At 30.8% G+C, this 21,812-nt stretch carries 16 protein-coding genes and 1 pseudogene; 12 read left to right on the top strand and 5 right to left on the bottom strand.

Annotated elements, in window-relative coordinates:
- Both MHJ_RS02355 and MHJ_RS03775 read left to right on the top strand, forming a co-directional pair.
- The gene (locus tag MHJ_RS02355; protein ID WP_237697206.1) at positions 1 to 1,854 is read left to right on the top strand and encodes an Mhp366/Mhp367 family surface (lipo)protein; all 1,854 of its coding nucleotides are present in this window, start codon (positions 1 to 3) and stop codon (positions 1,852 to 1,854) included.
- Positions 1,855 to 2,050: 196 nt separating this feature from the next.
- Positions 2,051 to 2,215, top strand: a complete 165-nt coding sequence (locus MHJ_RS03775; protein ID WP_167513697.1) for a hypothetical protein — start codon at positions 2,051 to 2,053, stop codon at positions 2,213 to 2,215.
- A 67-nt stretch (positions 2,216 to 2,282) separates the two neighbouring features.
- On the opposite strand, the gene MHJ_RS02345 is transcribed toward MHJ_RS03775, so the two are convergent.
- The gene (locus MHJ_RS02345) at positions 2,283 to 3,941 is read right to left on the bottom strand and encodes an IS1634-like element ISMhp1 family transposase (protein WP_011284197.1); all 1,659 of its coding nucleotides are present in this window, start codon (positions 3,939 to 3,941) and stop codon (positions 2,283 to 2,285) included.
- A gap of 150 nt (positions 3,942 to 4,091) precedes the next feature.
- Here MHJ_RS02345 and MHJ_RS02340 point away from each other — a divergent pair.
- The 10 genes and pseudogenes from MHJ_RS02340 to MHJ_RS02295 all read left to right on the top strand — a co-directional run.
- Positions 4,092 to 5,750 (top strand): annotated as a pseudogene (locus MHJ_RS02340) (LppA-related lipoprotein); the annotation flags it as partial.
- Between the two features lie 76 nt (positions 5,751 to 5,826).
- On the top strand, positions 5,827 to 8,037 hold the full coding sequence (locus MHJ_RS02335) for a putative immunoglobulin-blocking virulence protein (RefSeq protein ID WP_044284664.1): 2,211 nt from the start codon (positions 5,827 to 5,829) through the stop codon (positions 8,035 to 8,037).
- 314 nt (positions 8,038 to 8,351) lie between these two features.
- Positions 8,352 to 9,020, top strand: a complete 669-nt coding sequence (locus tag MHJ_RS02330; RefSeq protein WP_011284194.1) for a 3-keto-L-gulonate-6-phosphate decarboxylase UlaD — start codon at positions 8,352 to 8,354, stop codon at positions 9,018 to 9,020.
- Entirely contained in the window at positions 8,995 to 9,885 is an 891-nt protein-coding gene (locus MHJ_RS02325) for an L-ribulose-5-phosphate 3-epimerase (RefSeq protein ID WP_044284663.1), read from the top strand. Before MHJ_RS02330 ends, MHJ_RS02325 begins: the two co-directional genes overlap by 26 nt.
- Entirely contained in the window at positions 9,875 to 10,597 is a 723-nt protein-coding gene (locus MHJ_RS02320) for an L-ribulose-5-phosphate 4-epimerase (protein ID WP_011284192.1), read from the top strand. Before MHJ_RS02325 ends, MHJ_RS02320 begins: the two co-directional genes overlap by 11 nt.
- Positions 10,581 to 11,477 carry an HAD family hydrolase gene (locus MHJ_RS02315; RefSeq protein ID WP_237697204.1) on the top strand — a complete coding sequence of 299 codons (897 nt, stop codon included), beginning with the start codon at positions 10,581 to 10,583 and terminating at the stop codon, positions 11,475 to 11,477. Before MHJ_RS02320 ends, MHJ_RS02315 begins: the two co-directional genes overlap by 17 nt.
- Positions 11,470 to 11,982 (top strand): MPN499 family protein, encoded by a 513-nt coding sequence (locus MHJ_RS02310; RefSeq protein ID WP_044284661.1) that lies wholly within the window; start codon positions 11,470 to 11,472, stop codon positions 11,980 to 11,982. The genes MHJ_RS02315 and MHJ_RS02310 overlap by 8 nt, the downstream gene beginning before the upstream one ends.
- A 122-nt stretch (positions 11,983 to 12,104) precedes the next feature.
- Positions 12,105 to 14,024: a hypothetical protein gene (locus MHJ_RS02305; protein ID WP_011284189.1), complete on the top strand. Its 1,920-nt coding sequence runs from the start codon at positions 12,105 to 12,107 to the stop codon at positions 14,022 to 14,024.
- 213 nt (positions 14,025 to 14,237) lie between these two features.
- Complete coding sequence (locus tag MHJ_RS02300) at positions 14,238 to 15,626, top strand: hypothetical protein (RefSeq protein ID WP_148166905.1); 1,389 nt, start codon at positions 14,238 to 14,240, stop codon at positions 15,624 to 15,626.
- 204 nt (positions 15,627 to 15,830) lie between these two features.
- Positions 15,831 to 17,057, top strand: a complete 1,227-nt coding sequence (locus tag MHJ_RS02295) for a YbhB/YbcL family Raf kinase inhibitor-like protein (protein ID WP_044284660.1) — start codon at positions 15,831 to 15,833, stop codon at positions 17,055 to 17,057.
- A gap of 39 nt (positions 17,058 to 17,096) precedes the next feature.
- Here MHJ_RS02295 and mnmA read toward each other — a convergent pair whose 3' ends face one another.
- The 4 genes from mnmA to efp all read right to left on the bottom strand — a co-directional run bounded on the left by mnmA (position 17,097) and on the right by efp (position 21,726).
- Positions 17,097 to 18,215, bottom strand: coding sequence for a tRNA 2-thiouridine(34) synthase MnmA (gene mnmA, locus MHJ_RS02290; RefSeq protein WP_011284186.1), 1,119 nt, complete (start codon positions 18,213 to 18,215; stop codon positions 17,097 to 17,099).
- Positions 18,215 to 19,111, bottom strand: a complete 897-nt coding sequence (locus MHJ_RS02285; protein WP_044284659.1) for an MAGa3780 family membrane protein — start codon at positions 19,109 to 19,111, stop codon at positions 18,215 to 18,217. The genes mnmA and MHJ_RS02285 overlap by 1 nt, the downstream gene beginning before the upstream one ends.
- Positions 19,112 to 19,283: 172 nt before the next feature.
- On the bottom strand, positions 19,284 to 21,131 hold the full coding sequence (locus tag MHJ_RS02280) for a transketolase (RefSeq protein ID WP_011284184.1): 1,848 nt from the start codon (positions 21,129 to 21,131) through the stop codon (positions 19,284 to 19,286).
- A gap of 37 nt (positions 21,132 to 21,168) precedes the next feature.
- On the bottom strand, positions 21,169 to 21,726 hold the full coding sequence (gene efp, locus MHJ_RS02275) for an elongation factor P (RefSeq protein ID WP_011284183.1): 558 nt from the start codon (positions 21,724 to 21,726) through the stop codon (positions 21,169 to 21,171).
- Between the last annotated feature and the right edge of the window lie 86 nt (positions 21,727 to 21,812).

Below are 21,812 nucleotides of genomic sequence, written 5' to 3'. Positions count from 1 at the left end.
ATGAAAATTTGACGTTTCTTTTATTGATTGATTGTGTCTTTTTTGCCCTTGGGTGTTCTTTCTTGCTACGATAAGACAGAGATTACAACCAAGAAGCAAGAAAACCAACCTCAAAACCAACCTCAAAACCAACCTCAAAACCAACCTCGCAAAGATGGGGATAATTTAACTTTACCAAGCACAAAAAAAGAAAACCCTGAATCCGAAAAAAATAAGGCAGATGAGAATCTCGATTTTTCAAAAAAACCTTTTAATCACGAAGGGGATCTAGAAAATCCTTTAAATAATCCGATGCTAAGGGGCGCGGATTTACTTGATGCTGCTCCAAAAAGTCCAGAATCTGATAATTCTGGTAAGTCAAAAGACACAATTGCAGTTGATAATTTAATTGAAAATCCTAGTAATAATACTTCATTAGGAGAAAAACTTGATTTTTCAGGTCTTAATTCATTACTAGGCGGGCAGGATTCGTTAATTAATCTCCAAGATGAAGAGGAATTTCGCAAAATTAACCAAAAATCACAAAATGAATTTAAGGTTGAGGAATTAAGTAGTCCTGATCAAAAAGTTGTTCAAAAAGTTGGTTTTGATTCTAGTTTTGGTAATTTTCCAAGTATTTACCAATCTTTTTATCTTGGATCCCCTGAGGGAATCAAACAAGAAAACGAAAATATGTTTTTAGGTCAAAAAAACGAAGATCTAAATATTTACTTATTTGATAAAATCAAAAAAGAGAATGTAACAAATAACGATTTAGCAAAAATTGCTTATCATAGTTATTATAATGAAGATTTTCGCCAGCGTTATTTCCCACTAAATTATATCGGCTTTAAATCACTTGATTATACAGATCAAAAATATCAACAAACTTTTCAACGTAATATTCGTTTTTCCCCAGGAACGGCAATTTTACTAGATAATAAAGATGGTGAGAGTCTATTCTTAACAAACGCTCATGTTTTATATTATAATGGGCGCCCATTCTGAGAAAGAATGGGTTATCCTTTTATGCGGTTTTATTATAATGATAAGGTAAATGATCTATCTTCTCTTGGATTTTCCGGGCTTTTATCCCTTTTCTGAATAAAATCTGAATATGATCGCACTGTTCACGAACTTCAGACTAAAGGAAATTTTACTGAAGGTGAAAAAAGAAATATCCCAATTAGGGATGCAAGTCAAGAAGAAATAATTAATTTTAGTATTAATCTCCATAATCGTTGGTTTAGACTAGCTCAAGGATTTAATAATTATGGCCGTGATATAGGAATGTTTTATTTTAACCACGGACTATTTCGTCAAGATATCAAAGATGTTCTTGCTTTCTATGATCGACATAAAGAATCTTTAATCTCAACATTCCGTTTTGCTAATGGTGCTACAATTGATAGTCCAATTCTCTTTTTTCGCGAACAATTTAAAACTTTTGAAGAATTCTGGGATTATGCAAAAACATTTAGTCCTTTAAAAATTAATGGTAGAATCTGAAAGGATGGAGATATTGACTATAGCACCAAAATTGCTGGTTTTTGACCGCAACTTGCTTTTAGTAAAAATATTTTTAAAGGTGTTTATGTTGTTAATGGGATGCCAAGATTTTTTACTGCTAATGGGCCAGGAGCCTCAGGTTCTGGGGTATTTAATGAAAATGGTGAACTAGTTTTTATGAACCAGATGATTGTCTTATCCGATAATCAGAAAAAACTTTATTATGACCAAAATAATTTATCGAGCCAGTTAACAATTGGGATTTTATTCCGTGATGGTAAGGTTGATCTAGCTAGTGAAATTATCAGATTTTATTATCAAAATCAGCCGCCACAGAGCGAGGATCAACCTTCAAGTCAAAAATAATTTTTGAAAAAATTTGACAAAAATTTTATAAAAATCAAAATCTTAGTACTAAATTTTGAGATTTTGATTTTTTTATTAGTTTACGTAAAGCGATCAAAAAAAACTCGGATTTGCCGTGCTCCAAAAAAATTTAGAATTTTTCTTGTAGAACAAAAAATTTATGTTATAATTTCATCTACGAAATTTAAGGGGTGGGATGATGAAAGCAAAAGTCGGGAGATTTAGTTTTAAATTTTGACTTTTAGGGATAATTCTTTTGTTTATCCCGTTGTTTTTTGTTGCCGCAGCTTGTAAAAAGCCTGAGGATTTAACAACAAAAAATCCAAATTTAGAACCCGAGTTTCCCAGTTTGATGAGATAATTTTAAAAAAGTGTCCGGTTTCCCGCGCTTTTTTAAGTTTTTTGCCAAAAGTTAATTACCTATTTTTTTACTGATTTATTAAGATATCAAAGTAGAAATCATACCTATTTCAAATATTGGGATCGCTAGGAACACCATCGCGATTTTTAAATATCATTTGTTGATCTAAAGTGTTAAATTCAACCCTTTGTCTTAATTTTTGCAACATCGTTACTAAACCAACTTCAGTTAATTGACTGTTTGCAAATAACTTGTTATCACTAATATGTTTGTTGATTTTAAAAATTATAGTTTTTAAAATAACTAATGAGATAAAGCACAAAAATGTATGAGCTAGGATATGCTCATCTATTCTTAAAAATACAGGACGAATATTCAATAAACCTTTTAGACTTCTAAAATTAGCTTCAATATTTCACTGTTTTTGGTATTTTTCAACTATGTCTAAGACATTTAAATTTAGTATATTTGTTTCATAGACATAGTAACCATCAAATTGTTTGTCCTTGTCAATTTTACTTTGATCTAATTCAAATTTCATGTTTGAAATTTCCCTAAAATATTTAGGTTTTTTACCAAACAATTTGTTTACTTCAATAAAACCATCTTTATTTTGTTTTTTAATAAAACTTTGGATTTGCTCTTCGCGAGCCTTGCTGTCTTTTATTGCTCTTTTTCTACTGTAAGTAATAATTCTTCTTCTAATATTTTCAGTGTATCTTTTATTTTTATAAGATGAATAAAATTCTTCTTTTTTATACTTAAAATCTGTATTTAGATCAACATAATCGCTAGGATCTAATAAATAATTTTTAAATTTTTGACTGCCTATCTTTGCACGATAAGAAATAATGAAATTATATTCTTTTGATTCAAGAAATCGAATATTTGCAGCAGTGGACATGCCACGGTCAGCAATTATTGTCATATTTTTGATATTATATTTAGATTCAATATCTAATACAAAAGGGATTAGGGTACTAGAATCGGCTGTATTTCCTTTAAAAACTTTAATATGAAAAGGAATGCCATTTTTATCGCATGCTAAAGCAATGACAATTTGATCTTCTTTGAATTTAGCATCTTTAGAATAGCCAGGAATTCCTAATCCATTTCTTTCAAATGTCTCAAAATAGACTGTTGATGAATCAAAATAAAATTCATTGTCCCTTTTTCCAAGCTCGCTTATAACCATTTTGTTAAGACTATCTAAAAGTTGATTTTGTGATTCATAGACAAGATCTAAGAGTCTATAAAAGCTATTTTTGGAAGTATTTATTTGATTTGAGTAATCATCCTTTTTATCAAAAGCATTAATAATGCTACCAGGATCAGTAATTCGCTTTGAAATTAAGTAGTTAAAAATTTGTCTCATATTTTTATGTCTACTTTTAGGAAGTGATTCAAAAATATTGTGCTTTTCAATAAGTTTTTCAATTAATTCCCCACCAATAAAAACCGAACCTTCGATTATGGCGGAATTTTTAATAGAATCAAGTAAAGTTGTCTTGATTTTATCTTTGTCATCTAAATTTGAAAATAATTTCAATTTTTCTTTGATAATTTGAATAGCATTTGGATTAATTTTTTCCAAAGTTTGCACATTTCCTATACTAAATCAACGTTTTGGAGCTTTCCCATAACCTTGTGTTCAGCCAACATATTTATATATTTTATCTTTTGAAGATCCTCAAACATTAAACAAAATCAAATTATGCTTTTTCATAATTTATAATTATACCATAAAATTACTTTAAAATTGTAATTAATTGTAATTAATAAAAATTAAGGTTTTACGGGTAAAAAACACCGATTTACGGCGATTTCTGCATATTCATATTCACTAAAAAGTGAATTTTCGCCATCAAACTGGGAAACTCAGGAAAATCCAAATTTAGAACAAGTGATAGCAAAATCCAGCCAAACCAGAAATAACCAGAATCTATTAAATAAATCTGGTCAGGTATCTAGTTCAGATCAAACAAGCTCAAGTAAATTCCAAGAAAATAAGAAAGAACAAGTTGATCTTGGAGAATTTGAGGTTAGTAAAAAGCCAAAACAAGTCCAGGATATTATCAAAATAAAAACAAAAACTAAAGAAATTATAAAAAAAGAAGAAATAGTTGATCAAAAAATCGACCAATTAAAACATAATTTAGCCGATCAAAAACTAGAGATCCAAAAGGACAATTTTGAAGAGCAAAAACAAAAACAGGAACAAGAACTTAGAAAAGCAGAACAAGAAAAACTTGTCCTTGAAAAGGAAAAACTTGCACTTGAAAAAATTAGCTTTGAACTTGAAAAATCCAAGCAAGCAAAAGAAAAACAAGATGCTCTACTAAAGGAAAATAAAAAAATTCTACAAGATAAACAAGAATTAGAGAAGGAATTTGCTAAAATTCCTGATTTTTTAGAACTATCTCCAACCGAAAAAAAATTTTCTAATAATAACATTACAACACTTTTATATCGTCTCAAAGAAAAACCATCAACTTTTCACTATACAAATTTTATAAAAAAACTCGAAAATTTCGATGATAATAATTATCAAATAATTTTTAACTTCCCTTGAGAAGTTAAAAAAGTCGATTCTTCAAGTAATATAAACGAACATAAACTTGAAAATGTCCAACTTTCATTACTAAAAAAAGGAATGGATCTAAAATTAACAAAAGATGTTGTCCTTTTTTGAAACTTAGACCAAGGATCAAAACTAGAAAAAACAGAAGCTATCTTATATAAAAAACAACTTTCACCGGTTTTTTCGAAAATTAGTCCTTCAATTTTAGCTTATGCACTTGTAAATTCTGGGAAGCAATCCTATTTTAATCTTCCAGTTTTTAGTGATTTTAGTGCTGCATTTTCTCAGGTTTCACTTTCCGTTGGTCTTAAAACTGAATTTTTAGGTCTAAAAAATGCAAAGGATCTCGAAAAATGATCTTTTGATATTCTTAGCGCAAGTGCAAATGATCAAACTGGGATACTAAAACTTAAAGTTCAAAAAACAAAAACTGAAGAGACAAAGCAAAATATCGGCCAACCCGAGGAATTTACTTTTGAAAATCTTAAGAAAAATGGAGATTCTGACTTTGAATTCCAAATTGATCCAAACCTTATTTGGCCCCAAATTCGTGATAAAAAAATTTTCCGCGAGAATCAAAATGGTCAGAGTCTAACTGAGATCCAAAAAGGGCAAATTGGAAAAATTTTACTGGATAATTTAGTTTTCCGTCTAAAAAATAATGATTCTGATATCATCCTTAAGGAATTTCAGGTAAATAAATATATCAAAGTCAATAATAACTTTTTTGCCTATCCACAAATAATCTCGCTTAAATGAACAGAATTATATAAAAACGCCAATAAAATGCAAATGGAAATTAAAGATAAAAAATTATTATATAGTTTTGATCTTGAATATGCACATTTAGAGCCAAATGCATATTTAGAACCAAATAGTCAAAGTCTCCAATTTTCAAACTTTCAAAGACAAACGATCAAAGGCGAGATTCCCCTTGAATTTATTCTAGAATAAATTTTTAAATTTTTACTTCTTTTTTTTTTTTTTTTTTTTGCTATAATTTATTTTACTTTAAATTTTAAGGAAGAAAATGGCTATTTATCTAACGCGACGGAAAAGGCTGATCTTAATTTCACTAACTTTTGGACTTTTGTTATCGGCAATTGGAACTTCAGGAGCTTATTATAAACAAGATTATCAAAGCAAATACGGAATTCAGTATCTTACAATTTCTCCTTCGATTATTTTAAAAAATAACCCAAATACAGATAATTTTTCCCCAGTCGCTAATACCGATTATATCCAGCCTCCTCCAAAAAAGGAAGTACCTGAAGCCCCAAAACCAACTCCACCTTCAGAAACTGAAAAAAAACCAGTTTATATTCCCGAAATCCCGACTGTTAAAAAAACTGATCTAAAACCAGAGATAAACCTTGAAGAAAAATCCAAATCAAAAAAAAACGAAACCGCTGCAATAATTATAGCCCCCACTATCCTACCTAATCCGCCCAAATCTGACTTAAGCAAAAATCAACCAGCCCCAGCAGGAGCACAAACGGTACTACCAAAAGAAGAGCCAATAATTACAAGACCAAGACAAAACGCTCCTATCCCAAAAAAAGATGAATATCAACGCGTTGATCTTTCGGGAAAATATGGTTCGGCAATCCAAACTCTGATTCAAAGAACACGATATAATATTAGTGCACGTACTACCGAAAAAAATCGGATTGAACAACATATCGAAGATCTAAATTTTCAACGTGAGCAAAAAGAAAAATCGGTTTATTGAGACGAGAAAATCCATAAGGGAAAAGACTGAGATAAAATTATTAACTATGAAATTTCCCTTGAACAACACCAACTAGATCGCCAAAACCAAGATTTAAAACATCATAATAACCGACTTGCTCGTCTCCAAAGAGGTGAACTTGATCAAATTGAATTCGGATTTTTAGAGCAAGGTTATAGTCCTGATCCCGACTCGGATGGTTGGATTCCTAAAAACGACTGGTATAGAAGATCAGTAATTAAAAACAATGCCAGTGGTATCGCTCCTTATGGTAGTTCCTGAGAAAATAATGACTCAACAGTATTAAGTTCGCTAAGACGCCAGGGATGGACTAAAACAGTTTTAGATGCAAATTCGGAACAAGTTAAATCATTTCAATCCCAAGGTGTTTCTTCCGGGATCAAACTTATCCAGTATCAAAAAGAAAAAGAAAATAACCTCCCGGTTCAAGGAAATTATAATAGTTTTTCTTCGCTAGTCCTTGATGCTTCCGATTCAAATGCGCTTTCCAAATTTTCTTCAATTCTTGAAAGTCTTGAAAAAACCCAACAAGATCTAAAAGAGGTTGTCTTTGAAAATGTCAAAGGTGAATATTCTTCAACAATTGAAAGTATAATTGCAAAATTACCAAAAAAAATTCTTTCCCTACGGCTTTTTGTCGAAGATCCTGAAGGACTTTTAGCTTTATCAAAACTTGAAAATCATAAATTATTAGAATTATCCCTTTATTCAAATCGTCAAAATGACGATGGAGCCTGAGCAATTAATCCAAATGCGCTAAAAAATGTCGATTTTGTTAAATGAGATTATGTTGATAAACCCAATATAAAACTTTATAATCCCGCCCTAAAATTGCCTGGTTCAATCCGTTTTGATACTCTAACTTGATCCAAAGATCAATCAGATCCAAACAAAATTAACGAAGGTCTAAAAATTGCCTTTGGTTCAAAAATCAACCAACGAGTTTTCCAGGGATATTTTGGCGGGCGAGGTGGTTATCCGCCAAATTTAGATTTTAGTAAAACAAGTATTAAAACTCTAAAAGGTATTGACTTCGATGGGACAAATAAATATTTTAATGATGAAATTTCAACTTGGGAAACTGATACCGGAATTAAAGAGCAAGCAAATTTTTACCTTAAATTCAAGAATCTTTCATTTGGAATTGATGAAGATTCCCAGACTGATTCAACTAATTCTAGCTCCGAGAAAAAATACACGGTTAAACTAGAAGACTTTGATGGTCAGTTTGGTAAAAGGTTAAATTTTGGACCTCATGAATTTTCCATAATTGAGTTAAAAGATAAATCCGGTAAACAAGTTCAAAATGCAACTTTAGTTTTAAATGGAAATTATTCTGAGGCGGCTAAATCCGATCTGATTAATTTCCTTAAAGTCGCAAAACGAAGCAGTGCTTTTTCAAAAATAGTTATTGATTCCTCGCTTTTTCCCCAACTTGGTTCTAATTTAGAAGGTTTACCAGTTGAAGTTAAAACAAATAAGAAATAATTTTTCTGCTTATAACCCCGTTTTCTCTTGTTTTTTTTAAAAAATATAGCCAAAACTACGTTGTGTGACTAGCTAAAATTTAGTTAAAATTTTGAAAAATTGCCAAAACAAGGCAATTTTTTACCAATTTTTAAAAAAAATTGGACTTTTTTAGAGAATTTAGGCCTGATTTTTAATTAATTTTTTGGTCATTTTCCCTGCAAAATTCGCAAAGAAATTTCCGAATTTTTTTGAATTTTTTTCTTGGAAAAATTCAATTTTAGTGTATAATTACTATCACAAAAACCAACAAAAAAATCGTGAAAAGGAGAGAAATGGCAGTCCCGCTCTTGCAAATCGCCCTTGACAATCAGAGTATTCAGGAGGCAATCGAGTCGGCAAAAAAGGCAGAAAAGTACATTGATATTATCGAAGTTGGAACAATTTTGTTAGCTTCGGAAGGTAAAAAAGCAATTTCGGAATTAAGAAAAGCATTTCCTGATAAAATCATAGTAGCAGATGGTAAAATTGCGGATGCCGGAAATATTTTCGGGAAAATGTTTTTCGAAGCAGGCGCTGATTTTACCACTGTAATTTGTGCAGCCGAAACAGCGACAATTAAGGATTTAGTTGATCTTTCAAAAAAATATTACCAAAAAAATGGCAAAACCACTGAAATTCAAGTCGAAATGACAAATAATTTTGCTTGAGATCAAGTATCTGACTGAAAAGAAGTAGGAGTTCCGCAAGTAGTCTGACACAGACCACGTGATTCGCAAGCTTCCGGGGTAAAATGAGCCCAAAAAGATATTGATATTGTCAAAAAACTTGCTAATTTAGGTTTTAAGGTTACAATCACCGGCGGGGTTGAAGTTGAGGATATTAAATTATTTAAGGATATCCCAATTTATATTTTTATCGCCGGCCGTTCAATTCGTGATGCAAAAGATCCAGAGGCAAAAGCAAAGGAATTCAAGGATGAGTTTAAAAAGTACTGAACCTAATTTTTTTGTCGGTATCTACGAAAAAGCAATTGATAAACGTTTTTCGTTAATCGATAAAATTAGAATCGCCAAAGAAGCTGGTTTTAATTTTATCGAAATGTCAGTTGATGAAACAGATGAGTTTGCTTCTCGCCTTGATTTTTCCAATGATGAGATTAAAGTAATTTTAGATACTCTAATCGAACATGATTTTTATATAAATTCAATGTGTTTGTCCTTACATCGAAAGTTTCCTTTTGGTTCTGCAAGTGCAAAAATCCGCGAAAAAGCGCTAAAAATTATGGAAAAAGCCTTAATTTTAGCAAAAAAACTCGGAATTTCAATTATCCAACTTGCCGCTTATGATATTTATTATGAGGAACCCCATCCAAATTCGGAAATTTTTTTCATCAAAACAATGAAAAAAATTGTTGCATTAGCAAAAAAATATAGTATAATAATAGCATTTGAGTCAATGGATAGAAAATTCGCCGGGACAATCACAAGACTTTTATATTTGCAAAAGTCAGTCGGTGGCGGAGTATTTTTATATCCCGATCTTGGAAATTTATCGCGTTTTTCCAATGATCTTGAAGTCGAGATTAAGCTCGGCAAAAGTGAAATTATTGCTTTTCATTTTAAAGATACCTTGCCTGATACCTTCAAAAATCTTGATTTTGGCCAAGGTGATGTTGATTTTGTTTCTGCTTTTAAATACATTATAAATGCAGAAATTAATGTCCCATTTGTAATTGAAATGTGACATAAACCAGAAAATTTTGACCAAAATGCTGAATTTGAGCAAAATTTTCAAAAACAGGTTGAAATAATTCGTTCAGCCCGTGAATTTTTTCAAGAAAAGTTGAGGTTAGCTAATGAAAATTAAAGACCGTAACGAACTTGAAGAACTCCAAAAAGCTGTCTTAGAAGCAAATCTTTTACTTTATAGGTCCAAATTAGCACTTCATACCTGGGGAAATGTCTCAGCAATTAGCAAAGATCGCAGTTATTATGTTATAAAACCCAGCGGAATTCCTTATGAAAAAATGCAGTTTTCAGATATGGTTCCTGTTGATCTTGAAAATAATGTCCTTGAAACTAATCTAAACCCTTCAAGTGATACTCCCACGCATTCACTGATCTACAAAGCCGATTCACGAATTCAAGCCATCGTCCATACCCATTCGCCCTTTGCAGTGGCTTGAGCCCAAGCCGGAAAAGACATTCCAGCCTTAGGCACAACCCATGCAGATAATTTCTATGGTTCAATTCCTTGTACAAATTCACTAACAGATCAACAAATTCAAGGTGAATATGAACATAATACCGGGCTTGTTATCCTCGATCACTTTCAAAAAAACAAGCTTGATTATATCGGAACTCCAGCTGTTTTAGTCAAAGAACATGGTCCTTTTTGTTGGTCAAATAAATCTGCTGAGGATGCAGTTAAACTTGCTATGACTTTCGAAGAAGTAGCCAAAATGGCTTTTTATACAAAAGTGATTAATCCTTACCAAAACCAAGCAAATCCTATTCTCCAAAAAAAACATTATGAGCGCAAACACGGAAAAAACGCCTATTATGGACAAAAAAAGTAGTCAAATTATCCCCAAAGATCTTCATAAACTAGCTCAGATTGATAATATCGTTTTTGATCTTGATGGGACCTTACTAACTTCAGATCATGAAATCAGCCTTCGAACAAAAGCCTTCATTGATTGACTTCAAGGCCTTGAAAAGCCTAAAAAATTTATTTTTTGCTCAGGAAGACCGTGATATTTTATTAAAAAATATTATTATCAAGTCAAACCTGACTATCCAGTAATTAGTTGCAATGGCTCACTGATTTACGATTTTAAAAAAAATGAAGTAGTTTTCAAGAAGACCTTTCTCCCTGAAAAGGTTGGAAAAATTTTTGAGATTCTTTTAAAATATCAAGTAGTTTTTCTAGTCTATACAACAACAAAAATGCTTGCTTTTTCTAAGAAAAATCAAAAAAGTTCTTGATTTACTTATTTAAGATCGCAGAATAAAAATTTTTCTAAGGCCGAAAAATTACCACTTACCTTTTATGACTATCAGGAATTAACAAAAAAAGAACTTGAAAAGCTTGATGTGGTAAAATTTTTGCTTATCAAAATTGATTCTGATCCTAAGTTATTTCAAAAAGCAAGTTCTGAACTTGAAAAAATTGAGGATATCTACCTTGTGCAATCCCAAGAAAAAGTAATCGATATTATGTCTCAGGGTTCTAATAAAGGTGAGGGTCTAAAATTTTTAGCCCAAAATTATCAACTTAACCTTGACCGCAGTATAGTTTTTGGGGATGCCAAAAACGATTTGCCAATGTTTGCAATTGCCAAATATTCAGTCGCGATGGGTCAAGCTGATCAAAGTTTAAAAGAAGTAGCGACTTTTATTACTAAATCTAATGATCAAGACGGCATTCCCGAGTTTTTAGCAAAATGTTATGACTAATTTAGCCAGTTTTTTAAACAATTTTCAAAAAGTTAAAATTAATCATTTTGTTGATGGCTATTGACTTGTTCCTAGTTTTTGGAAAATTTTTTCCCCACGGTTAACCGGATATGTAATTAAAAAAGGGAAAAGCTTAGCTGAAATAGTTGAAAATAACAACCTTCTCCAAAAAGAAATAATTTTTAGTTTTAATGGCGATCATAATTTTTATAATTTCAATATTGCCTTAAAATTAAGAGGAATTGATTTTTATCTTGATCAAAACGCCTTGAAAAACAAAGCAGATAATGGTTTTTTTGTTTTTTATCCGGTTAAGGAATGCAAAATTGTTCTGGATAAACGTTCTTTGGAGCTAATTTATCAAGGAATTATTCCATTTTTTTCAAAAAATTACTATCAAAAAATGGTTGAATTTCAGCGTGAATATATTAAAAAAAACCAAATTAGTAAAGAATTTAAAGGATTTTTTTGAAGAAGAATGGGTTATAAAGAAATTTATGAATAAAATGGTTGTTTTCCTTAAAAAATATGGTATTATTTATCTTTAAATAATATTATAAAACTATAAAAAATCATAACCCAATTTTTTATAGTTTTATATATAAAAATAAGGCGGGCTAACTAAAAATGAAAAAAATTATAAAAAATTTATTAATTTTACCGGCATTTACTTTTCCGTTGATTTCTGCTGCTTGTTCGGATCATGCTATTCTAAAAGAAGACCTAAATACAAGAACTTTTTCAAATCCAGAAGCAACAGAAAAATACCAACTCTTAAAAGAAATGCTAGAAATTCCCCTTGCAATTGAAAAAAATCTGATTGCCGAATATTATTTTTCCGCTCTTATTAGTCAATATTATGAAGATTCCTTGATATATCCAGGACTAAATCCACTCTTATTTCAGCGTTTTTTATATAATGAGCAAAAGGATGTAATCCTTAAAAAAATTGAACAATTTGCTAAAGATCCAGATTTTCCTGAATATGTCAGAAAAAATTATCAAGGAACTTCTTATCTCTCAGCATCAGAATTTTTAAAAAAATGGCGTCCTTCCCAAGAAAAATACCTAAAATCTACTAATTTAAAGGCAAATCCCGATTTTATTATGCAGGATTATGGAGCTGGGTTTTCAGTAAATAATATCGACCTTGATGAAAGTTATCTTTATTATAAACTAGTAAGTAGTTATGCAAAATTTTATCTCAATGAGATTTTCCCAAAACAAAAAAATAACAATATTCCAATTTCGCCCAACCAAATTGATCCGAATGTCCTAGCCCAAGCCTTAAAAAATCTCCCGCAAAATCAAGATGGTCAAGATGAAAATGACCGACAAAGTCAAGCCCAGAACCAGAGCGAAGATGAAGATGCTAATAAAGAATCTAATAGTGCTCAAGGAAATTCTGAAAAAACAAAACCCAAAGAAGCTCAAGTAGTAGAACAAAATGATGAAAAAGAGCAAAAAGACGAAAAACAAGCCATCCAGATCCCAATCCCTAGGGGTGCGCTTGCCCGGATTGTCGATACGATTCGCGAGGCAACAACCCAACCACTTTCAAATGCCTACTGATGAAATTATAACTACAGACAGTTAAAGGAATTAGAACTCCAAAAAAGAAGGGAAATAAATGACATATCAAACCCTGATAATTTGAAACTCCCTTTGATTAATGACAAAGATTTCCAAAAGAAATTAGAACTAATAACAAGACTAGAAAAATTTACAATAATAGGCAAAGATGGCCGTAAATACAAGGTTCAGCCGCGCGCTTTTTTCTTTGTTGATGATAAAACTTTTGCCGATGAGAAAGAAAACAAAATTAAAAACGCAATTTACCGTCTTTATTGAATCGTTGATTCAAACCCAGATTCTGAAATAAATAATGGTGATAAATCAATTGAACCAGAACAAAATCCAGATTTAAACCGAAAAGATCCTTTTGAAGAGCAACCGAATCTTCCAAAATTAGGTCCCCACTTACCCCAAAATCAAAATTTTTATGGAAAACCGGTGAATTTTGCCGCTTATGATAATAGTAAATTAAAAAATAATGATCAACAAAAACCACAACCAAAAGAAGAAAAAGAAGAAAAACAAGAAAAAGAAGAAAAAAAACCGCCGATAGTTCAAGGTCCTAGTCCAAAACCACAAAAGATTGAAAATATCGGTCTTGTTAATGATTTTTATAAATACAAGTTTAACGATAAAATTCATAAATTTGAACCGACTGAGTATTATAAAAATACAGCAAATTTTTCTCAGGGTGGCCTTTATAGTGCAAATTTGCTCGAATTAGAAAAGGAAATAAAGAAACAAGATCCGGATAATCCTAAAATATTTTATGTTCAAAGACGAATTGATATTGGTGGTTTTCTAACAAAAGGCACACTTTTACCATTTCAACCCGCAAATCTTGAGAATAATTTATCAAGCCTTTCGCTTTTTGATAGATATTCCCAATTTCTGAGGAGCGGCAGATTCGATAACAATTATTATATAATTGGATCCGATAAGGTTGAGGAATTTGATAGGTTGAAAAGATAAAACTTCCAATTGTTTTATTTATAGTATTAATCATACCTAAAAAAAATCAAAACATTTATTTTTTTTAGGTATTTTTTATAAGTAAACAAAAAGTTTTAATTTATAGCTTGAATATTTAGTGATAATATGTTATAATATAAATAGAAAAAATATGTTTTTATGTAATTTTTTGCAGGGAATGATTAAAAAAAGGGAAAATTTAATTTAAAAAAAATGCGTCGATCTTTTAAGTGAGCCCTATCTTTGACTCCAATTGTTGCAGGTTCAGTGGGAACTACGGTTTATTTTGTCTCGGGAAATTCAGTATCAAATTTAGGCGAAATAAAAACAAGCAGGGAAAATGTACAAATTCAAAGTCAATTTGAGCCATTTTCTCCTTCACAGATTAATGATTTAAATCAAATTCCCGAAAAACAAGAAGAAAAACAAGCTCCTAAAATTCAAAAAACACCAATAGTTATACCAGAAAAATTAATTAAAAAAACAAAAAACCCAGAAAAACTTAAACCAACAACAATTATAATTTCTAATAAACAAGAAAAAATTGTACCACAAGTCGCTCCAAAACCAAGTCAAAACAAGAAAATTTTAATTGAAGTTGATTCTACCAGGGAAAAACCGCAAGAAAAAATAACGAAAATTAAAAAACCCGAACCATCAAAAAATGAAACAAAAAACCCAGTTCAAATAGCTATTTTAGATAAAAAAGCTCCAGAAAACAACCCTGCTCAGAGACAAAAAGATAAAGAATTCATCATTGTAGAACAAGAGAAAGTTAAAGATAAACAAACCCCAAAAACAAAACCGGCAATACCACCTAAAATCAGTACCGATAAAAAACATAAATCAGTGAAAAACCTTTTAAACCCAAAAATTCCTCCAGTTAGTATTGTAATTCAAAAATCCAGCTCTCCAAAAAATGAGAAAAAAGATCAAGAAAAACAGTCTATTCCTTCAGTTTTAACTCCACAGCTTTTAACTCGAAAACCAACAAAAAACGAAAATTTGAATGTTGTTCAAAAAACTGAAAAAAAATCAGATAATAAAAAAGCTGAAACTAAAAAGCAAGAAGAAATTATAAAAAGCCCAAAAGAAGTTAAAAAGGATGAAAAACCAAAGGAAAAACAACATAATAACCAGCAAATTCATACACCTCTTGATTCTAACCAAGAAGCCGTTAATAAAATAATTAAGGATATTGAAAGGGATTTAGAAATTCTAAAAGTTCAACCTACGGGTAGGGAATCAGATGATATAAAAAAAGCTTTCAATGAAGCTAAAAATCGGATTTCGAAATATAGACTAAAAAATTCTGACCAAATGAAAAAGTTTATAGCTAGCTTTCCAAAAACACAAATTACCGAAAAACAAGCAGAATATGTAATTTATCTTTGGCAACAAAGTTATGCCGAGCTGAATCCGCATTTAGTCAGAAGTTCGTCTGCCTGACAACAGTGAAGATCTGAAATTAAGAGGGTTTTAAACATAGCGCCGCGTCTGCAAGTTGATAAGTTTATGCGTGCTTCCGGCGGAAATTCATTTATAGTTACGTTAAAGGATGGCGAAATTGTCTCAGTAGAAGAAAAAACAAGGAAAAAATAAAAAGAGAACGCAAAAACAGTAATAATTTTAAATTTAGACTTTTTGGTCAAGCGCTTTTTTGTTTATTTCTTGTCTTTTTTTTGAATTTTTTGGTTATTATAATTAAGATTTAGCCCAAAAAATTCAAAAAACTAAATAATTAAACAGGGTTTTTAAACTAAATTTAACTTGTAAAAATAGGAAAAATATTTTCTTGTAGCTATTATGATAAAAATTTATATTAAAAATGTTAAAAATGGGGTTCTAGATACTAAATTTGGAAATGGTAATTTAGGAAAAAAGTACCCTAATTCAGTTAGTTTTCCGCTAAAATGAGATAAAATTAAAGCGGCAAAATCTTATGCTGTCACCTTAATTGATTATGAAGCCACTGGTGAATTAGGTTTTGTTTTTATCCACTGGATTGCGGCAAATATTAAAAAAAATAAGCTAAAATGGGATGATTCCTTTGCCCGACCTGAAAAAATGTATCAATTTGAAAATTCAATGACAAAGCATGCAACAAATTATTTGCTAGATGAATTTTATCGTGAACATCCTGATGGAGTTTATTTTGGGCCTCTGCCACCTTTAAAAGATCACAATTATCGACTTGAGGTTTTTGCCCTTGATGTTGAAAATATAATTCCAGAGGATCTTAAAAATAAGCGGCTTTTTTATGATGATTTTCTTGAATTGATCAAAAATCATGTACTTGATTATGGAATAACTTCGTTTTTATATCGTTCTCATGGAAAAATGGAAAACAATTTGCTTTCAAAGAAATCAATATCAAAGTCAGAATTAAATGCACCTTTACCAAAAAATCAAGAAAATTTTTTTCTTGATTTTCAACCAATCAATTTTAGTTCCGAAGCACTTTTGCCCCGCGAAAATGATTACCATGTTCTTGATCTTGATTTTTTAGGAAAACAAGGTGCTAGTCCCTTTTTTAGTGCGCGGAATTTTGATCTAAAAATTTATTCAGAATCGGAAAAAATTAAGGAATATGTGCTAATAATTACAAGTTTTGCCGAGACAAATTCACTTGGAGTCGGTCTTAATTCCTGAGTTCGGGTAGGAATTATAAAGGAAGAAAACGACTATAAAACCGAGTTAAAACCAGGTAAAAATCCTTATGATTTATTCGAAAGTGAATATCCAATTCTAAATAGTTTTGGTCTATTTTGTGCTGGATCAATAGCTCAAAAATTAGGACTAGATTCAGAAGAAAAGTTTGAATTTATCAAGTCAAAATATGGGTTGATTTATCTTAGTGGCCTAACAAGCGGACAAGGAAAGTACCAGTTAGAAATTTTTGGTCTAAATAGTCAAATCAACTGAAGTGAGATTGCACGCAATTTAGATAGACCACTTAATTCCTTTGATGTTCTGCAAACAATCAAATCAAAAGTGATCGGTTATAACCGCACTTTTTTCAAATTAATTTAATTTTTTAAATTAATTTGGGAATATATTAAGTTGCTTTTTCTAGTCAAGATAGTCAAGTTTTTTTCCATTTCTAAAAAGTAGAGCAATTTCGCCTGCTAAAATAACTTGATTCTGATGATAAATTACAACTTGTTGGCCTGGCGTGATTGCCTGATATTTTTGATAGGAAATTCAGAAGGAATTATCCTGAATTTTTTCGATTTTAATTGGGATTGCTTCCTGGCGATAACGGAATTTTGCACTTAAATTATCAAGATTTCTAAAATTTTCACTTAAAAAATTAGCGTTTTTAGCCATTAAACTATCAGATTCAAGTCATTTTTTTTCACTTTGGGGTGATACATATAAAATTTTTTCCTTTAAATTATGACCAACTACAAAATAAGGTTCTTTCATCCCGCTTAGTCCAAAACCTTTGCGCTGTCCGATGGTAAAATACATAATCCCGATATGTTTTCCAAGCACTTTTTTTGTAGAAATATCAATAATATTACCGGGTTGGGCAGGAATGTAATTCTGAAGAAAATCAGTAAATTTTCTTTCGCCGATAAAGCAAATTCCGGTTGAATCTTTTTTTTTTGCATTAATTAGCCCTAGCTCGTTAGCAATTTTTCTTACCTCGGATTTATGCAGATTTCCAAGAGGAAAAATGGTTTTTTGAAGTTGGGATTTTGATAACTGCCCAAGAAAGTAACTTTGGTCTTTTAAAGAATCAGCTCCGGCATACAAATTTCCATTATCTGTTTTTGCATAATGGCCCATTGCAATAAAATCAGCATTATGAACTTTTTGGGCATAGTCAAGAAAGTGCTTAAATTTAATATTTTTATTACATAAAATATCCGGATTTGGGGTTAGGCCGCTTTGGTATTTTAAAATTAGGTCACTAAAAACTTCATCTCAATATTCTTTGATAAAATCAATACGGAAAATCGGGATATTTAACTGTTTTGCTACGACTTTAGCATCAAGTCAATCTTGCTCTTGAGGGCAAATAGTGAAATTTTTTTCATTTTTTTTACCTAAAAAATCATTATTAAGACTTGAGTCTCAATTACGCATAAAAACTGCAATCACATTATGACCAGCTTTTTTCAAAAGATAAGCACTCACTGCTGAATCAACCCCACCGGAAAGTCCTACAACGATTTTTGCCACTATTTTTCTCCAAAATTTTCTTCTTTTTTTGGTTTTGCAACCCAAAAAAAGTTTTTTAAGCGAATAAAAAGCGATTTAATCCACGCAAAAAAGCTTCAATTTAGTGCTTTGATTCCAAAAACATTAATGTAAAAAAGCGAAATTCAATAAGGAAGTAATACAACTGAGAAACTCATTAGCAAATTAAGTAGAATCACCATTGAATGATTATCACCTGAATAAAAAAATGGGTGTAAAAAGTTAAGAAAGGGATAAATTGTTAGTCCTGTATAGAAAAAAACTGACCTTTTTTCTGGGATATTTTCATTATTTGCCTTAAATTCAGGACTAATTCACTGTCTAATTGTAAAAAAATATAAAAGCAGACAAAATAAATAATAACAAACAGAATAAATAACAGCAAGACTTAGGCCAAGATGATTGACCATAAATTCTTTGCGAAACCAAAAAAGCACGAGAATTGAAAAAACGGGATGAAAAAAATGGACTGTTGAAGTTTTTAGCAAAAAAGTAATATCCATATGTAAATTTCAGGCAATTACGGTTCAAAAAACAATTAAAACAATAGTTAAAATCACTGTAAAAACAAATAAAAATTGGAATTTTAGCCTTGAAGGTCTTAGGACAAAACTAAATAAAACAAGTCCATAAATGAGATTTGACTGGTAAGTTAGATAGAAAAAAACACTAAAATTTTGGAAATAATTACTAAAACTAATAAAATAAAATTTATCAACCACAAATTCTTGGCGATTATTAATCATTCCATAACCCACCAGAAAAAAGGTGATTCCAAGAATAATCAAAGAAAAAATTAGAGCAATTTTCCGCTCTTTTTTTCAAGCCGAAAAATGGTCAAGCTTAGTCGATAAATACGAGTTGTTATTTTCTGACATAATAGGGAGAAATAATTAAATAATATTATACACTAAAAAAATTAAAAATAGAAAAAAATCTTATTTCAATTAAAAAGGTCCATATTTTTAATTGAAATAAGAAAAATAAAAAGTGAGAATTTTTACTTATTTTCTATTAATGTTTTTTTACAAAAATAAAGAAAATTTTAATCTAAATTATAATTTTCTTTATTTTTGTAACTAAATTATCAAAATTAAAGCCAATTTTTTCTAAAATTTTATCAGCTGGGGCTGAAAATCCGAAATCATCATGGCCAAAATTATATTTTGCATGCGCTTTTCAGCCAAAAGTTGTGGCTAATTCAAGTGAAATTGCATAATTTGGATCTCAAATTGGACTATTCTGTCAATTTGATAAAGAAATTAGATTAACATCTAATTTATTAGCAATTTCATTGGCAAGACCGAGCTCAGAACCGGTAGCAATCAGGGCTCATTTTGAAGATGCTTTTCTTATTAAATAAGCTCCTTTTTTAAAGCCTTTTTTGCAGGAATTAAAAGATTTAATGTTTTGCCTTGTCAGAATTAGAGCTGAAGGATGATTTTTTTTTGCTAAAATTAATTCATAGGCTGCTTTTAATTCGTTTTCATCGCCAGGTCGATAAACTGCAAGATTTGGTAATGATCTTAACATTGCGAGTTGTTCAACTGGCTCATGAGTCGGTCCATCTTCCCCTACCATTAAGGAATCATGACTAAAAATGTAGCTAACTGGCAATTTCATAATTGCTGAAAGTCGCAAAGCTGGTTTTAGATAATCTGCAAAAACAAAAAAAGTTGAAACAAAAGGACGTAAAACTGAATGTAAAGCAATCCCGTTAGCAATTGAGGCCATTGCAAACTCGCGGACACCAAACATAATGTTTCTTCCCTGGTAATTTTGGCAACTAAAAACTCCATCACTCCCTTTGGCTTTCGTCGAAACTGATAAATCAGCCGAACCTCCGATTCAGTAAGGAAGATGTTTGGAAATATAATCAAGAATTTGGCCAGAAGTATTACGAGTTGCCTGATTTTTTGCCAGATCTAAATCAATTTCAAAATCAAGATTTTGCCCTTTTTCAAGAAATTCTTTAAGTTCTTTTGAAATTTTAAATTCAGCAAATGCTTTTTGACTTCGTTTTCCAAGGGTATTTTTTCAGTGTTGTCTTAGTTCATCTGCAAGATAAAAATCATCATATTCTCAATTAAGATTTTTTTTCAAAGTAAGAATATCATTTCCAAGTGGAGCACCATGGACATCGCTTGTTTTTTCTTTGCTTGTACCTTCGCCGATAATTGTTTTAATCTCGATAAAACTTGGTTTTTTTGATTTTTTTGCCTTAGTAATCGCTTCTGAGATTAAATTAACATCATTTTTTTCAACTAATTGGTAAAAAAGACCTTGTGATTCAATTCTTTGACGGACATTTTCACTAAAAACCACATCAAGAGGGGAATCAAGTTGGATATCATTTGAATCATAAAGGATAATAAGATTTTCTAGTTTCAGATGACCGGCTAACGAAAGTGATTCATAAGATATTCCCTCTTGGAGATCGCCATCGCCGCATAAAATATAAGTATAATGATTAATTTCGGGAAATTTAGAATGCAAATGTGCCTGCGCCATCGCAAGGCCAACACCCATTGCGATTCCTTGACCAAGTGGTCCTGTTGTTGCCTCAACTCCTAAAGTATGTCCATATTCTGGATGTCCTGGAGTTTTTGATCCCATTTGGCGAAAATTTTCAAGATCTTTTTGCTCTAGAATTCCTAAATTATATAATAAAGAATATAAAAGTCCAGAAGCATGTCCGGCTGATAAAATAAACCGATCGCGATTTATTCAATTTAGATTTTCAACATCAAAATTCATATGATCGCGATATAATGCATAAACCATTTTCGCAGCACTTAAAATCACTCCAGGATGACCTGAATTTGCTTTATTAACCGCAGCAACACCATGCATTTTCAAAGAATTTATTGCTAAATTTTCAATGTTATTTTTGAGCATTTTAATTTTTTCCCTTTTTATTTTTTATCCTTCGTTTTTACCCTCGTGAGACATACTTCCCATCTTCTGTTGATACAATTACACTTTCGCCTTCCTTAATAAATAAAGGAACATCGATTTCATAACCTGTTTCCAATGTTGCTCGTTTTGTTGGATTTGTTGTTGTATTTCCTCTTACAGCATCAAAAGTTGAAGTTATTTTTAATTCGATTTTAGCTGGGAGTTCAATATCAAGGATTTCGTTGTTAAATTTTCGTAGTTTTACCTTAATTCCTTCAGTTAAAAAATTAAGCTCCCAGGTAATTTTTGTATTCTCGATTGCTACTTGTTCATAAGTGGAATCATCCATTAAAACGATACTTGCACCATCGTTATAAAGAAATGACATCGAAATTTTCTCAATATGAGCTTTTTCGACCCTTTCTCCACCAGAAAAAGTTTTAATAGTAATTGCACCAGTGCGTAAATTTTTTACTTTTGTTTTTACATTCGCTTGCCCTCGACCTTGTTTTGAATGTTGGGCTGAAATTACCACATAAATTTCATTTTCAAATTCAAAAGTAATGCCAGGTCGAAATTCATTAACATTAATCATCCCGCCTCCACTTGACAATGAACAAAGTAACTATAAATTATAGCATAAAAAAAAAAAAAAAAAAAATCTAAAAATGAAATTATTGA

This window comes from Mesomycoplasma hyopneumoniae J (assembly GCF_000008205.1).
GTDB classification, from domain to species: domain Bacteria; phylum Bacillota_I; class Bacilli_A; order Mycoplasmatales; family Metamycoplasmataceae; genus Mesomycoplasma; species Mesomycoplasma hyopneumoniae.
This window is presented reverse-complemented; position numbering and strand designations above follow the sequence as displayed.